The sequence below is a fragment of the Streptomyces sp. NPDC018693 genome (assembly GCF_044391385.1).
Taxonomy (GTDB): domain Bacteria; phylum Actinomycetota; class Actinomycetes; order Streptomycetales; family Streptomycetaceae; genus Streptomyces.
This window is the reverse complement of sequence record NZ_JBIRZZ010000003.1, coordinates 259,154-273,314: the sequence shown is the minus strand read 5'-3', so window position 1 is coordinate 273,314 and position 14,161 is coordinate 259,154. Positions and strand designations below refer to the sequence as shown.

At 69.9% G+C, this 14,161-nt stretch carries 13 protein-coding genes and 1 tRNA gene; 11 read left to right on the top strand and 3 right to left on the bottom strand.

Features of this window, described 5'->3' with window-relative positions; all coding sequences use genetic code 11:
* The first annotated feature begins 35 nt into the window (after positions 1-35).
* The 7 genes from desA to glmS all read left to right on the top strand — a co-directional run bounded on the left by desA (position 36) and on the right by glmS (position 8,179).
* The gene (desA, locus tag ACH5AC_RS09625) at positions 36-1,478 is read left to right on the top strand and encodes a lysine decarboxylase DesA (protein WP_398861169.1); all 1,443 of its coding nucleotides are present in this window, start codon (positions 36-38) and stop codon (positions 1,476-1,478) included.
* Positions 1,462-2,742, top strand: a complete 1,281-nt coding sequence (locus tag ACH5AC_RS09620; RefSeq protein WP_398861168.1) for a lysine N(6)-hydroxylase/L-ornithine N(5)-oxygenase family protein — start codon at positions 1,462-1,464, stop codon at positions 2,740-2,742. Before desA ends, ACH5AC_RS09620 begins: the two co-directional genes overlap by 17 nt.
* Positions 2,739-3,281, top strand: coding sequence for a GNAT family N-acetyltransferase (locus ACH5AC_RS09615; RefSeq protein ID WP_398861167.1), 543 nt, complete (start codon positions 2,739-2,741; stop codon positions 3,279-3,281). The genes ACH5AC_RS09620 and ACH5AC_RS09615 overlap by 4 nt, the downstream gene beginning before the upstream one ends.
* Entirely contained in the window at positions 3,278-5,050 is a 1,773-nt protein-coding gene (locus ACH5AC_RS09610) for an IucA/IucC family protein (protein ID WP_398861166.1), read from the top strand. Before ACH5AC_RS09615 ends, ACH5AC_RS09610 begins: the two co-directional genes overlap by 4 nt.
* Positions 5,051-5,152: 102 nt before the next feature.
* Positions 5,153-6,016, top strand: a complete 864-nt coding sequence (locus tag ACH5AC_RS09605) for a DUF4429 domain-containing protein (RefSeq protein WP_398861165.1) — start codon at positions 5,153-5,155, stop codon at positions 6,014-6,016.
* Between the two features lie 75 nt (positions 6,017-6,091).
* Complete coding sequence (locus tag ACH5AC_RS09600) at positions 6,092-6,349, top strand: hypothetical protein (RefSeq protein WP_398861624.1); 258 nt, start codon at positions 6,092-6,094, stop codon at positions 6,347-6,349.
* A gap of 12 nt (positions 6,350-6,361) precedes the next feature.
* On the top strand, positions 6,362-8,179 hold the full coding sequence (gene glmS / locus ACH5AC_RS09595) for a glutamine--fructose-6-phosphate transaminase (isomerizing) (RefSeq protein WP_398861164.1): 1,818 nt from the start codon (positions 6,362-6,364) through the stop codon (positions 8,177-8,179).
* Between the two features lie 140 nt (positions 8,180-8,319).
* Here glmS and ACH5AC_RS09590 read toward each other — a convergent pair whose 3' ends face one another.
* Entirely contained in the window at positions 8,320-8,883 is a 564-nt protein-coding gene (locus ACH5AC_RS09590; RefSeq protein WP_398861163.1) for a GPR1/FUN34/YaaH family transporter, read from the bottom strand.
* A gap of 151 nt (positions 8,884-9,034) precedes the next feature.
* Entirely contained in the window at positions 9,035-9,562 is a 528-nt protein-coding gene (locus tag ACH5AC_RS09585; RefSeq protein WP_398861162.1) for a universal stress protein, read from the bottom strand.
* Positions 9,563-9,894: 332 nt separating this feature from the next.
* On the opposite strand from ACH5AC_RS09585, the gene ACH5AC_RS09580 reads away from it, so the two are divergent.
* The 4 genes from ACH5AC_RS09580 (at position 9,895) to ACH5AC_RS09565 (ending at position 12,861) form a co-directional block, all read left to right on the top strand.
* Positions 9,895-10,227 carry a hypothetical protein gene (locus ACH5AC_RS09580; RefSeq protein ID WP_398861161.1) on the top strand — a complete coding sequence of 111 codons (333 nt, stop codon included), beginning with the start codon at positions 9,895-9,897 and terminating at the stop codon, positions 10,225-10,227.
* Positions 10,228-10,605: 378 nt separating this feature from the next.
* Positions 10,606-11,874, top strand: coding sequence for a helix-turn-helix domain-containing protein (locus tag ACH5AC_RS09575; RefSeq protein ID WP_398861160.1), 1,269 nt, complete (start codon positions 10,606-10,608; stop codon positions 11,872-11,874).
* A gap of 196 nt (positions 11,875-12,070) precedes the next feature.
* Positions 12,071-12,679: an oligoribonuclease gene (gene orn / locus ACH5AC_RS09570; RefSeq protein WP_398861159.1), complete on the top strand. Its 609-nt coding sequence runs from the start codon at positions 12,071-12,073 to the stop codon at positions 12,677-12,679.
* Positions 12,680-12,788: 109 nt separating this feature from the next.
* A tRNA-His gene (locus ACH5AC_RS09565) sits at positions 12,789-12,861 on the top strand.
* Positions 12,862-13,001: 140 nt separating this feature from the next.
* Here the strand turns inward: ACH5AC_RS09565 and ACH5AC_RS09560 are convergent.
* Positions 13,002-14,057 carry a LacI family DNA-binding transcriptional regulator gene (locus ACH5AC_RS09560; protein WP_398861158.1) on the bottom strand — a complete coding sequence of 352 codons (1,056 nt, stop codon included), beginning with the start codon at positions 14,055-14,057 and terminating at the stop codon, positions 13,002-13,004.
* Positions 14,058-14,161: the final 104 nt, after the last annotated feature.

The window sequence follows — 14,161 nt, the reverse complement described above, 5'->3', positions numbered from 1 at the left end:
AGCGGACCCGTCCCCACCCCCGGAGGACCCCCACCATGCGCTCGCACCTGCTCAATGACACGACCGCGGAGCGGTACCGCCGCTCCGTGACCGAGGGCGTCGAGCGGGTGGCCGCCAAACTCGCCGCCACCGACCGTCCGTTCACCGGCGTCACGGTCGACGCCCTCGCCCCCGTCATCGACGCGATCGACCTCGACAAGCCGCTGCACGACACCACCGCGGCCCTCGACGAACTGGAGGACGTCTACCTCCGGGACGCGATCTACTTCCACCACCCGCGCTACCTCGCCCATCTCAACTGCCCGGTGGTCATACCGGCCGTGCTCGGCGAGGCGGTCCTCTCCGCCGTCAACTCCTCCCTGGACACCTGGGACCAGTCGGCCGGCGGCACCCTCATCGAGCGCAAGCTCATCGACTGGACGACCGCCCGCATCGGCCTCGGCCCGGCCGCCGACGGCGTGTTCACCTCCGGCGGCTCCCAGTCCAACCTCCAGGCGCTCCTCCTCGCCCGTGAGGAGGCAAAGACGAACGAGCCGGCCAAACTGCGGATCTTCGCCTCCGAGGTCAGCCACTTCAGCGTGAAGAAGTCCGCGAAACTGCTGGGCCTGAGCGCCGACGCCGTGGTCTCCCTCCCCGTCGACGGCGACAAGCGCATGCAGACCGTCGCCCTCGCCCGCGAGCTGGAGCGCTGCAAGCAGGACGGCCTCGTCCCCATGGCCGTCGTCGCCACCGCCGGCACCACCGACTTCGGCTCCATCGACCCGCTGCCCGAGATCGCCGAGCTGTGCGACCAGTACGGCACCTGGATGCACGTGGACGCCGCGTACGGCTGCGGACTGCTCGCCAGCGTCAAGTACCGCCACCGCATCGACGGCATCGAGCGCGCCGACTCCGTCACCGTCGACTACCACAAGTCCTTCTTCCAGCCGGTGAGTTCGTCCGCCGTGCTGGTGAGGGACGCCTCCACCCTCCGCCACGCCACCTACCACGCCGAGTACCTCAACCCGCGCCGCATGGTGCAGGAACGTATCCCCAACCAGGTGGACAAGTCCCTGCAGACCACCCGCCGCTTCGACGCGCTCAAGCTGTGGATGACCCTGCGCGTGATGGGCGCCGACGGCATCGGGCAGCTCTTCGACGAGGTGTGCGACCTGGCCGTCGAGGGCTGGCGGCTGCTCGCCGCCGACCCCCGCTTCGACGTGGTCGTCGAGCCGAGCCTGTCCACCCTCGTCTTCCGCCACATCCCGGCCGCCGTCACCGACCCGGCCGAGATCGACCGCGCCAACCTCCACGCCCGCAAGGCCCTGTTCGCCTCCGGTGACGCGATCGTCGCGGGCACCAAGGTCGACGGCCGCCACTACCTGAAGTTCACCCTGCTCAACCCCGAGACGAAGGCGTCCGACATCGCCGCCGTCCTCGACCTGATCGCCGGCCACGCCGAGCAGTACCTGGGAGAGTCCCTTGACCGCGCTTCCTGACACCAAGACCTACGATTTCGTGGGCATCGGGCTCGGCCCCTTCAACCTCGGCCTGGCCTGCCTCACCGAGCCCATCGCCGAACTGGACGGCGTCTTCCTGGAGTCCAAGCCCGACTTCGAGTGGCACGCCGGCATGTTCCTCGACGGCGCCCACCTCCAGACGCCGTTCATGTCCGACCTGGTCACCCTGGCCGACCCGACATCGCCGTACTCCTTCCTCAACTACCTGAAGGAGAAGGGCCGGCTGTACTCGTTCTACATCCGCGAGAACTTCTACCCGCTGCGCGTCGAGTACGACGACTACTGCCGCTGGGCCGCCGGCAAGCTGAGCGGCATCCGCTTCGACACGACGGTCACCGAGGTGACGTACGAGGACGATCTGTACGTCGTGAAGACCACGGCCGGTGACCGGTTCCGCGCCCGCCACCTGGTCCTCGGCACCGGCACCGTGCCGTTCCTGCCCGAGCCCTGCCGGGACCTCGGCGGCGACCTGCTGCACACCGCCGACTACATGCACCGCAAGGCGGAACTCCAGCAGAAGAAGTCGATCACGGTCGTCGGCAGCGGGCAGAGCGCCGCCGAGATCTACTACGAGCTGCTCTCCGAGATCGACGCCCACGGCTACCAGCTCAACTGGGTCACCCGCTCCCCGCGCTTCTTCCCCCTCGAATACACCAAGCTGACGCTGGAGATGACGTCCCCGGACTACATCGACTACTTCCGCGCGCTGCCCGAGGAGACCCGCTACCGGCTGGAGAAGCAGCACAAGGGCCTGTTCAAGGGCATCAACTCGGATCTGATCGACTCCATCTTCGATCTGCTCTACCAGAAGAACGTGGAGAGCGGCGACCGCCCGGTGCCGACCCGTCTGCTCACCAACTCCACGCTGAGCACAGCCCGTCACGAGCACGGCGCGTACACCCTCGGCTTCCGCCAGGACGAGCAGGGCAAGGACTTCGAGATCACCACCGAGGGCCTGGTCCTGGCCACCGGCTACCACTACGCCGAGCCGGAGTTCCTCGCCCCGATCCACGACCGCCTCGTCCGCGACTCCCACGGCCGCTTCGACGTCGGCCGCAACTACGCCATCGACGTCACCGGCCGCGGCGTCTTCCTGCAGAACGCCGGCGTCCACACCCACAGCATCACCAGCCCCGACCTGGGCATGGGCCCCTACCGGAACGCGTACATCATCCGCGAGCTGCTCGGCAGCGAGTACTACCCGGTCGAGAAGACCATCGCCTTCCAGGAGTTCGCCGTATGAGCGGCATCGGCACGCTGAGCATCCGCCCCCTCGACCCCCTCGAGGACGCCGAGCTGCTGCACACCTGGGTCACCCACCCCAAGGCGGCCTTCTGGATGATGCAGGACGCGAAACTCCAGGACGTCGAGCGCGAGTACATGCGCATCGCCGCCCATGAGCACCACCACGCCCACCTGGGCCTGCACGACGGCGAACCGGCCTTCCTGATGGAGCGGTACGACCCCCGGTACGTCGAACTGGTCGGCCTGTACGACCCCGAGCCCGGCGATGTCGGCATGCACTTCCTGGTCGCCCCCACCGACCGGCCGATCCACGGCTTCACCCGGGCCGTCATCACCGCCGTGATGGACGAGCTGTTCGCCGACCCGCGCACCCGCCGGGTCGTCGTGGAGCCGGACGTCGGCAACAAGGCGGTGCACGCGCTCAACGAGGCCGTCGGGTTCGTGCCCGTCCGTGAGATCGACAAGCCGGAGAAGCGCGCGCTGCTGAGCTTCTGCACGCGTGAGGACTTCCTGGCCGCCCGAGGAGTAGCAGCATGACCCCGTCCGACGCCGTGGCGCATCTGTCCCCCCACCGCTGGGCCCTGGCCAACCGCCTCCTGATCCGCAAGGCGCTCGCCGAGTTCGCGCACGAGCGGCTGATCACGCCGGAGCCGGAGGGCGGGAACGGGTACGTCGTCCGCAGCGACGACGGGCTCACCGCGTACCGCTTCACCGCCGTACGCCGGGCCCTGGACCACTGGCAGGTGGACGCCGACTCCATCAGCCGTAGCCGCGAGGGCGCCGAACTCCCGCTCGCCGCCCTGGACTTCTTCATCGAGCTGAAGCGGTCGCTGGGCCTGAGCGACGAGATCCTGCCGGTCTACCTGGAGGAGATCTCCTCCACCCTGGCCGGCACCTGCTACAAGCTCACCAAGCCGCAGATCACCTCGGCCGAGCTGATCGACGCCGGGTTCCAGGCCATCGAGACCGGGATGACCGAGGGCCACCCGTGCTTCGTCGCCAACAACGGGCGGCTGGGATTCGGCGTCCACGAGTATCTGTCGTACGCCCCCGAGACGGCGACCCCGGTCCGCCTGGTCTGGCTGGCCGCGCACCGCTCCCGGGCCGCGTTCACGGCCGGTGCCGGCATCGAGTACGCGTCCTTCGTACGGCAGGAGCTGGGCGAGGCGACGGTCGAGCGGTTCGAGCGGCAGCTGACCGGCCAGGGCCTGGACCCCGCCGACTACTTCCTCATCCCCGTCCACCCCTGGCAGTGGTGGAACAAGCTGACGGTCACCTTCGCCGCCGAGGTCGCCCGCCGGAACCTGGTCTGCCTGGGCGAGGGCGACGACGAGTACCTGGCCCAGCAGTCCATCCGTACCTTCTTCAACCGGTCGCATCCCGAGAAGCACTACGTCAAGACGGCCCTGTCCGTCCTCAACATGGGCTTCATGCGCGGGCTGTCGGCCGCCTACATGGAGGCGACCCCGGCGATCAACGACTGGCTGGCCGGGCTGATCGAGAACGATCCGGTGCTGAAGTCGACCGGGCTGTCGATCATCCGGGAGCGGGCCGCCGTCGGCTACCGGCACCTGGAGTACGAGGCGGCCACGGACCGCTACTCGCCGTACCGGAAGATGCTGGCCGCGCTGTGGCGGGAGAGCCCCGTGCCGTCCCTGGAGGACGGCGAGCAGCTCGCCACCATGGCCGCCCTGGTCCATGTCGACCACGAGGGCCGGTCGGTGGCAGGCGCCCTGATCGAGCGGTCGGGCCTGGCCCCGACGGCCTGGCTGCGCGCCTACCTCCAGGCGTACTACACCCCGCTGCTGCACTCCTTCTACGCCTACAACCTGGCCTTCATGCCGCACGGCGAGAACACGATCCTGGTGCTGAAGGACGGGGTCGTGCGGCGGGCGATCTACAAGGACATCGCCGAGGAGATCGCGGTGATGGACCCGCACGCGGTACTGCCGCCCGAAGTCGCGCGGATCCGCGTCGAGGTGCCCGAGGACACGAAGCTGCTGTCCGTCTTCACGGACGTCTTCGACTGCTTCTTCCGCTTCCTGGCCGCCGCCCTGGCCGCCGAGGGGGTCCTCCGGGAGGACGACTTCTGGCGCACGGTCGCCGAGGTCACCCGGGAGTACCAGGAGGCGACGCCCGAACTGGCCGACAAGTTCCGCCAGTACGACATGTTCGCGCCCGAGTTCGCCCTGTCCTGCCTCAACCGGCTCCAGCTGCGCGACAACAGGCAGATGGTGGACCTGACGGACCCGTCCGGCGCCCTCCAGCTGATCGGCACCCTGCGGAACCCGATCGCCGGGCTCTGACCCGTCATCAGGCTGCCGGTCCCACCGGTGGGCGCCCCCGAGTACGGTCCTCGCGGGCACCCACCGGCTTTACCGGGGCGGCCTCTTTGGAACAATCCCCTCATGGCGGAAATCATCCAGAAGGACGGCACGTGGGTCTTCGACGGTGACGCGTTACGGCTGACCCCGGGACGGGACAAGAGCGTCGGGCTGCTGCGCAGGGAGCTGGGCGAACTGGTCGTCCCCCTGGGCGCGCTGGCGGCGGTGTCGTTGGAGCAGGGCAAGAAGAACGGGCGGCTGAGGCTGCGGCTGCGGGAGGGCGCCGACCCCCTGCTGCTGGCCACCGGGGGCCGCCTCACCGAGCCCCACGACCCGTACCAGCTGGTCGTCGACTCCGACCGGTACGGCGTCGCCGAGTACTTCGTGGACGAGGTGCGGGGCGCGCTGCTCCTCGACCAGGTGCCCTCCGACCCGGTGCGTGAGTACCTGCTGCCCGGCCCCGCCCTCCCGCTGACCGTCTCCGCCGGGGACGGCACCGCCGGCTTCGACGGCGAGCGCGTGCGCCTGGAGTGGAACTGGAAGACGGAGGACGCCAAGGCGGCCGCCGGCGCCCGCAGTGTCGCCCTCGCCGACATCACGGGCGTGGAGTGGCATCCGTCGGTCGGCCTGGAGAACGGCTGGCTCCGCCTCACCGTGCGGGGCGCGGCCACCAAGGCCCCGCCGAAGTACGACCCGCACGCCGTCGAGCTGTGGGGCTTCAAGAAGGACCCGCTGATGGCCCTGGTCGCCGCGGCGGTGCAGGCCCGGCTGCCGCACCCCGCCGCGCCGCCCGCCCGACCGGAGCCGCAGACCGCCGCCGCCCCGTCCGGCGACGACCCCGACGCCCTGCTGCGCCGCCTGCGCGAACTGGGCGAACTACATCTCTCGGGCATCCTGACCGACGAGGAGTTCACCCTCGCCAAGCAGGCCATCCTCAGGCGGCTCTAGGGCCGCTCTGGCCCCCCTGCCCGAAATCGGGCAAGATTCTTGCGAAAGTCACTCCGCTACTCCAGGATCTACCGGGTGCACGACGAACTTGTTGATCATCTGACGCGTACCACGCCCCTGAACAGGGGCGAGGCGCTGCGGGTGGTACAGGACGTGCTCGCGTACTTCGACGAGACGACCGAGGAATACGTCCGTCGCCGCCACCGCGAACTCCAGGCCCAGGGCCTGGTCAACGCGGAGATCTTCGAACGGATCGAGGCGGACCTCAGATACCGGGCGGTGGCACCGCCGGAGCTCACCCTCCGGCAGCTGCGCCGCATCGTCTACGGCTAGGAATACCCATACATGTGCGGAATCGTCGGATACATCGGGAAGCGTGACGTCGCCCCGCTGCTCCTGGAGGGCCTGCAGCGCCTGGAGTACCGCGGCTACGACTCGGCCGGCATCGTCGTCAGCTCCCCGAAGTCGGCGGGCCTGAAGATGGTCAAGGCCAAGGGCCGCGTGCGCGACCTGGAAGCCAAGGTCCCGGCCCGCTTCAAGGGCACCACCGGTATCGCCCACACCCGCTGGGCCACCCACGGCGCCCCCTCCGACGTGAACGCCCACCCGCACATGTCGGCCGACAGCAAGGTCGCCGTCGTCCACAACGGCATCATCGACAACGCCTCCGACCTGCGCCGCAAGCTGGAGGCGGACGGCGTCGAGTTCCTCTCCGAGACCGACACCGAGGTCCTCACCCACCTCATCGCCCGCTCGCAGGCCGAGAAGCTGGAGGACAAGGTCCGCCAGGCCCTGCACGTGGTCGAGGGCACCTACGGCATCGCGGTGATGCACGCCGACTTCCCCGACCGGATCGTCGTCGCCCGCAACGGCTCGCCGGTCGTCCTCGGCATCGGCGAGAAGGAGATGTTCGTCGCCTCGGACATCGCCGCCCTGGTCGCCCACACCCGGCAGATAGTGACGCTGGACGACGGCGAGATGGCCACCCTCAAGGCCGACGACTTCCGCACCTACACCACGGAGGGCACCCGGACCACCGCCGAGCCCACCACCGTCGAGTGGGAGGCCGCCTCCTACGACATGGGCGGCCACGACACCTACATGCACAAGGAGATCCACGAGCAGGCCGACGCCGTGGACCGCGTGCTGCGCGGCCGCATCGACGACCGCTTCTCCACCGTGCACCTCGGCGGCCTCAACCTGGACGCGCGCGAGGCGCGCCAGATCCGCCGTGTGAAGATCCTCGGCTGCGGCACCTCGTACCACGCGGGCATGATCGGCGCCCAGATGATCGAGGAGCTGGCCCGGATCCCCGCCGACGCCGAGCCGGCCTCCGAGTTCCGCTACCGCAACGCCGTGGTCGACCCCGACACGCTCTACATCGCCGTCTCGCAGTCCGGTGAGACGTACGACGTGCTGGCGGCCGTCCAGGAGCTGAAGCGCAAGGGCGCCCGGGTGCTGGGCGTGGTCAACGTGGTCGGCTCGGCGATCGCCCGCGAGGCAGACGGCGGCATCTACGTGCACGCCGGCCCCGAGGTCTGCGTGGTCTCCACCAAGTGCTTCACCAACACCTGCGTGGCCTTCGCCCTGCTCGCCCTGCACCTGGGCCGCACCCGCGACCTCTCGGTCCGCGACGGCAAGCGGATCATCGAGGGTCTGCGCAAGCTGCCCGGCCAGATCGCCGAGATCATGGAGGGCGAGGCGGAGATCGAGAAGCTGGCCGAGGAGTTCGCCGAGGCCCGCTCGATGCTCTTCATCGGCCGTGTCCGGGGCTACCCGGTGGCCCGTGAGGCTTCCCTGAAGCTCAAGGAGGTCTCCTACATCCACGCCGAGGCGTACCCCGCCTCCGAGCTCAAGCACGGCCCGCTGGCCCTCATCGAGCCCGCCCTCCCGACGGTCGCCATCGTCCCCGACGACGACCTCCTGGAGAAGAACCGCGCCGCCCTGGAGGAGATCAAGGCCCGCCAGGGCCAGATCCTCGCCGTGGCCCACCAGAACCAGGAGAAGGCCGACCGCACGATCGTCGTCCCGAAGAACGAGGACGAACTCGACCCGATCCTGATGGGCATCCCGCTGCAGCTCCTGGCGTACTACACGGCCAAGTCCCTGGGCAGGGACATCGACAAGCCGAGGAACCTCGCCAAGTCGGTCACGGTCGAGTAGTCGGCCCTTTAGGGGCGCGGGGCTGTATCGACGTGCGGCTCCGCCGCGTGGGCGCGAGCAACCACAACGCGCCCGCAGAGGCAAGACCACAGAACGGACCCCCACGTGATGCCACCCATCACGCGGGGGTCCGCTGCCATTCAGCCGGCGGCCGTCACACCCCGACCGGCAGCCCGCTTCGGCAGCGCGGTGGGCCAGTGCGCGAGAGCCGCGGTCGCCGAGTACCAGGCGACCGCACCAGCCGCGACCGCGAACCAACCGCCCGCCTCGCCAAGGGCGTCCGCGTCGGCGAAGCGCGAGACCGCCATCAGCACCAGCGCGACCAGGAACAACCCGTAGGTACCCCGCGTCAGTTGGTCCCCGCCCGCCGCGGTCAGGGAGAGCGCCACGAGGGCGAACAGCAGCAGGAACAGCCCGGCCGCGTTGTCGGAGACCTGGCTGCCGGCCGACACGGCCCAGGTGAACCAGAAGGCACCGAGCGCCGCGTAGGCCGTACCCGTACCCGCGTCGCGGTCACGGAAGGCGAACAGGCCGGCGACGAACAGCGCGACGCCGCCGATGTAGTGGGCGATGGATACGGCGTCCGCCGCCGTCACGCCGTCGATCACGGCGGTGTTGCCGAGGCCGAAGGCCAACAGGGTGACGCCGAGGGCGAGTCGGCCGGCGATCGTGGTGGTGCTTCCCGCAGAGACGTCGTTGTCCACGGCGGGCTCCCTTCATGCATGTGCAGTTGTCGCGGTGACCGGTATATGCCCTTCACAAGGGCACAAACACCTCTACGCGCGAGTAGATTTACCCGGTCGCACAAGGGAGTTGCCGCTTCCCACGGCTCATCTCACCAGGGAAAAGGGGGAGTTACGGAATGACAACGACCGGCCGCTTGGCGCGCTTGGCGAGCCGCCCGGCGACGGAACCGAAAATCCGCCCCACGATGCCGTGCGTCGAGCCGACGACGATCGCGTCGGCCTCGTACTCGCGGCCGACCTCCTCCAGCTCGTGGCAGATGTCACCGCCGCGCTCGACGAGGATCCAGGGCACCTCGGCCAGGTAGTCCGCACAGGCCAACTCCAGCCCCAGCACCTCGGTGCGGTGGTCCGGCACATCCACGAAGACGGGCGGCTCACAGCCGGCCCAGACCGTGGTGGGCAGCCGGTTCGCCACATGCACGATGATCAGGCCGGAGCCGGAACGGTTCGCCATGCCGATGGCGTAGGCGAGGGCGCGCTCACTGGAGGTGGAGCCGTCGAAGCCGACGACGACACCGTGCTTGAAGGCGGGATCGCAACTGGGGCGTGTCTCTTCCGCCGCCAGGGGCTCGGCCGCCGTCGGGTCGGCGACGGGCCGCTTGCGGTCCGCGGGTTCGAAGAATTCGTGACCGGCCATGATTGTCTCGGCGTTCGGATCCTCGTGGGTGGGACAACAGTGAGCGGCGGAGCTGTGTCCGGGAATCATCTTCCCAACCCCATACCCCCAAGGGTACGGCGGCACTCCCTCCTCCGCCCAGATCCCGCACGGGCTGTGGGGGCGCCCCGCACACCGTGCGCGGGGTTCCAGGGAGCATGCACGAGGGTCCGCCCGTAACGCAACGGTCGCTGCCCCGTACAGGCGGTTCGCACAGCATTCACATCCGGAATTCACGCACCGGCCGTGGCCGACGCAGTGACCGAGTGATCGAACGGGCGTTGAACCAGGTGACCGAACGCCAGGAGCCCGTCATGCCCGCAGCACGCCGTACCGAGACCGAGACAGCCCCCAGCGACGAGAAGGTGACCGACCTCATCCGCTGGGCGGCCTTCAGCTGTGTGCTGGTTCCGGTGGTCCTGCTCTGGTGCGGCACCTCCCTGGCGGGCGCGGCCGGCACCGCGCTCGGTCTCGCGGCGGTCACCGCAGTGTGCAGGGTGCTGCTGCGGCAGTCGGAGCGGGGCGCGGCCCGGCTGCTCTCCGAGGAACACGCGTCGCAGGCGCCCCCTGGGGGCCTGCGTCACCGCACCGGGACGGGCTCCCGTCGAGGCGCACGTCACACTGGGGAAAACACACCGGTCGGCTGACCGGTTTTCGCGCACGTGCCCGTATCTTTTCAGCCAACTTCGCGCCTCCCTGTATCAGGGCCGCCCACCACCCCCCTCACCCCGTTTGACCTGCACGGAAAGGGTCACAGGGACGCTGCGCACCCTACGCGGATCGGCCACTGCCACGAGGCGCACTTCCCTGCACGACCCACGAGTGCAACGCTTCGTGATCGAATGCTTCACGCCAAGTTGCCATGTCGACAATGTGCCGGGTGGCGAACCTGGTCACCCCGGCACGACGCGACACAGTAGATTCGATCTTGACTGTCTACGGCGGGGGACTCGTGCAGGACCGAGGGGAAACGTGCAGGAGCCACACAACCGAGGAGCCGCGACCACCGAGGGGGGCTTAGCAGGATGAGCCACGACTCCACTGCCGCGCCGGAAGCCGCGACCCGGAAGCTCTCCGGGCGCCGCCGCAAGGAGATCGTCGCGGTGCTGCTGTTCAGCGGCGGCCCCATCTTCGAGAGTTCCATTCCGCTGTCGGTGTTCGGGATAGACCGCCAGGACGCCGGCGTGCCGCGCTACCGACTACTGGTGTGCGGCGGCGAGGACGGCCCGCTGCGGACCACAGGGGGCCTGGAACTGACCGCACCACACGGCCTGGAGGCGATCTCCCGGGCGGGCACGGTCGTCGTGCCTGCCTGGCGGTCGATAACGTCCCCGCCGCCGGAGGAGGCGCTCGACGCACTGCGCCGAGCCCATGAGGAGGGCGCCCGCATAGTGGGACTGTGCACCGGCGCCTTCGTCCTCGCGGCGGCGGGACTGCTGGACGGCCGGCCCGCGACCACCCACTGGATGTACGCACCGACGCTGGCGAAACGCTATCCGTCGGTGCACGTGGATCCCAGGGAGCTCTTCGTCGACGACGGAGACGTGCTGACATCGGCGGGTACGGCGGCCGGAATCGATCTCTGTCTCCATATTGTGCGGACGGACCACGGCAACGAGGCCGCGGGCGCGCTGGCCCGGCGCCTGGTGGTCCCGCCGCGCCGGTCGGGTGGCCAGGAGCGCTACCTCGACAGGTCTTTACCAGAGGAGATCGGCGCCGACCCGCTGGCCGAGGTCGTCGCCTGGGCGCTGGAACACCTCCACGAACAGTTCGACGTGGAGACGCTGGCCGCGCGCGCGTACATGAGCCGCCGCACCTTCGACCGCAGGTTCCGGTCGCTCACGGGCAGTGCCCCGCTGCAGTGGCTGATCACCCAGCGGGTCCTCCAGGCGCAGCGCCTGCTGGAGACATCGGACTACTCGGTGGACGAGGTGGCGGGCCGCTGCGGCTTCCGCTCCCCGGTGGCCCTGCGCGGCCACTTCCGCCGACAGCTGGGCTCGTCCCCGGCCGCCTACCGGGCGGCGTACCGGGCGCGCCGGCCGCAGGGCGAACGCCTGGAGAGCGAGCCGGCGCCCCCGCCGCTGTCCTCGGCACCAACCGCGTCCGCGTCGACCACGTCCACGATCGGCACGGCCCCCGGTCTGCACCACCCGGACCCCCCGGTCCCGATGCAGACCCGCCGCACCGCCGCGGCCGCGAGCGCCGTCGGCTCGGCGGCGGGCCTGTCGGCGGACCACGCGCGGGAGCCGTACGCGGCCCGAGTGGGGCTGCCGGGGCAGCGCAGCGGGGCGTGACGAAGTGAGTTGGCCGGGGTGGGGCACTTCCACCCCGGCCATCACATTCGCCCGGCTTTCTTCTTTGCCTCACCTCTTCACCCACTGGAAACGGGTGGCGGGTGGGCAAAGGCCGGGGGTCTGGGGGCGGAGCCCCCAGCGAGCCCAGCCCCCACGCAGGGCACCCAAAAGCGGACGCCAGCTTTAGGGTGGTCGCATGAACGATCGCATGGTGTGGATCGACTGCGAGATGACCGGCCTCTCGCTGTCCGACGACGCGCTCATCGAGGTGGCCGCCCTCGTCACCGACTCCGAGCTGAACATCCTCGGCGAGGGCGTGGACATCGTCATCCGCCCGCCGGACGCCGCCCTGGAGACGATGCCGGAGGTGGTACGCCAGATGCACACCGCGTCCGGCCTGCTCGCCGAGCTGCCGAACGGCACCACGCTCGAGGACGCCGAGGAACAGGTCCTGGCCTACGTACGGGAACACGTGAAGGAACCCGGCAAGGCCCCCCTGTGCGGCAACTCGGTCGGCACCGACCGCGGCTTCCTCCTGCGCGACATGCCGAAGGTCGAGGAGTACCTCCACTACCGCATCGTCGACGTGTCGTCGATCAAGGAGCTGGCCCGCCGCTGGTACCCCCGGGCCTACTTCAACAGCCCGGAGAAGAACGGCAACCACCGCGCCCTCGCCGACATCCGCGAGTCCATCGCGGAACTGCGCTACTACCGCGAGGCCGTCTTCGTACCGCAGCCCGGCCCGGACTCGGACACCGCGAAGGCGATCGCCGCCAAGCACGTCCTGCCTGCTCAGCACGGGTAACCCGGGCTCACGCACGGTCCCCGCGAAAGCCGTGCGCGAGCACCCCTTCGGACCCTGTACACTTTTTCTCGGCCGGTCGGGGAAACGACAACGTCAACCGCCGGTCATGGTGGGTGTAGCTCAGCTGGTAGAGCACCTGGTTGTGGTCCAGGATGCCGCGGGTTCGAGTCCCGTCACTCACCCTCACCATTCAGCCGGTGATCTCCTCCCGAGATCACCGGCTGATTGCGTTTCTCACCTCTCACATGAACCAGCAACACCCGCAGCACCCCGGATGGGGTGCCCCGGGCACCTGCACGGACGGCTCCCTCGGGGAACACCCCTACGACGACGCCCGCGCCACCAGTTCCGTGGCCACCATCACCTGGCGGCGCTCCAGGCCACGGGAGACCGCCGGGCGGCGGTCCGCGATCTCGGTGAGGAGGAGGTCGAGCATGCGGCGGCCCATGTCCTCGATGGGCTGGCGGACGCTGGTGAGGGGTGGGTCCATGTGGCGGGCGATGGCGGAGTCGTCGTAGCCGACCAGGGCGACGTCGTCGGGGATGACCCGGCCGGCCTCGCGCAGTGCCTGGCGGGCGCCGGCCGCCATGACGTCGGAGCCGGCGAAGACCGCGTCGAGGTCGGGGTGGCGGGACAGCAGGCGGGTCATCGCCTCGTGGCCGCCCTCCTCGGTGAAGTCGCCCGGCTCGATCAGGCTCTCCTCCACCTCGTGGCCCGCGTCGCGCAGCGCGTCGCGGTAGCCGTCGACGCGGCGCTGGGCGCCGTACACGTCGAGACGGCCGGTGATGTGCGCGATGCGGGTGCGGCCCCTGCCCAGCAGGTGCTCCACCGCCGAGCGGCCGCCGCCGTAGTTGTCGGAGTCGACCGAGGGGAGGGTCTCCGCGGCCGAGCGGGGACCGCTGATCACCGCGGGGATCTCCAGCTGGGAGAGCAGGTCGGGCAGCGGGTCGTCGGCGTGGACCGAGACCAGCAGGACGCCGTCGACCCGGTGGGCGGCCAGGTACTGGGCCAGGCGGCGGCGTTCGCGGTCGTTGCCCGCGAAGATCAGCAGGAGCTGCATCTCCGTGTCGGAGAGTTCGGCGCCGACGCCTCGCAGCATGTCCGAGAAGTAGGGCTCCGCGAAGAAGCGGGTCTCCGGCTCCGGCACCACCAGCGCGATCGCGTCCGTGCGGTTGGCGGCCAGGGCGCGGGCCGCCGTGTTGGGGACGTAGCCCAGTTCCGCGACCGCCGCCTCCACCGCCGCGCGTGTCGCGTCGCTGACCCGCGGGGAGCCGTTGATCACCCGGGAGACCGTGCCCCGGCCGACGCCGGCGCGTGCGGCGACCTCTTCCAGGGTCGGCCGACCGCCACTCCGGCCCCGCGCTCCGTGGCTTGACATGGGCTCCGCCCTTCCGCCGCTCTGTATCGCTGGCCTGGAATCTAACAGTCCTGTCCGTCCAGGCGACCGGGCCTCTTGCTCGTACGCCGGACGAGGTAATTGTG

Excerpts from the sequence above, each read along its gene's own strand:
- desA (WP_398861169.1), top strand. The coding sequence starts at position 36 with ATGCGCTCGCACCTGCTCAATGACACGACCGCGGAGCGGTACCGCCGC.
- ACH5AC_RS09615 (WP_398861167.1), top strand. The coding sequence starts at position 2,739 with ATGAGCGGCATCGGCACGCTGAGCATCCGCCCCCTCGACCCCCTCGAG.
- ACH5AC_RS09610 (WP_398861166.1), top strand. The coding sequence starts at position 3,278 with ATGACCCCGTCCGACGCCGTGGCGCATCTGTCCCCCCACCGCTGGGCC.
- ACH5AC_RS09605 (WP_398861165.1), top strand. The coding sequence starts at position 5,153 with ATGGCGGAAATCATCCAGAAGGACGGCACGTGGGTCTTCGACGGTGAC.
- glmS (WP_398861164.1), top strand. The coding sequence starts at position 6,362 with ATGTGCGGAATCGTCGGATACATCGGGAAGCGTGACGTCGCCCCGCTG.
- ACH5AC_RS09585 (WP_398861162.1), bottom strand. The coding sequence starts at position 9,562 with ATGGCCGGTCACGAATTCTTCGAACCCGCGGACCGCAAGCGGCCCGTC.
- ACH5AC_RS09580 (WP_398861161.1), top strand. The coding sequence starts at position 9,895 with ATGCCCGCAGCACGCCGTACCGAGACCGAGACAGCCCCCAGCGACGAG.
- ACH5AC_RS09575 (WP_398861160.1), top strand. The coding sequence starts at position 10,606 with ATGAGCCACGACTCCACTGCCGCGCCGGAAGCCGCGACCCGGAAGCTC.
- orn (WP_398861159.1), top strand. The coding sequence starts at position 12,071 with ATGAACGATCGCATGGTGTGGATCGACTGCGAGATGACCGGCCTCTCG.
- ACH5AC_RS09560 (WP_398861158.1), bottom strand. The coding sequence starts at position 14,057 with ATGTCAAGCCACGGAGCGCGGGGCCGGAGTGGCGGTCGGCCGACCCTG.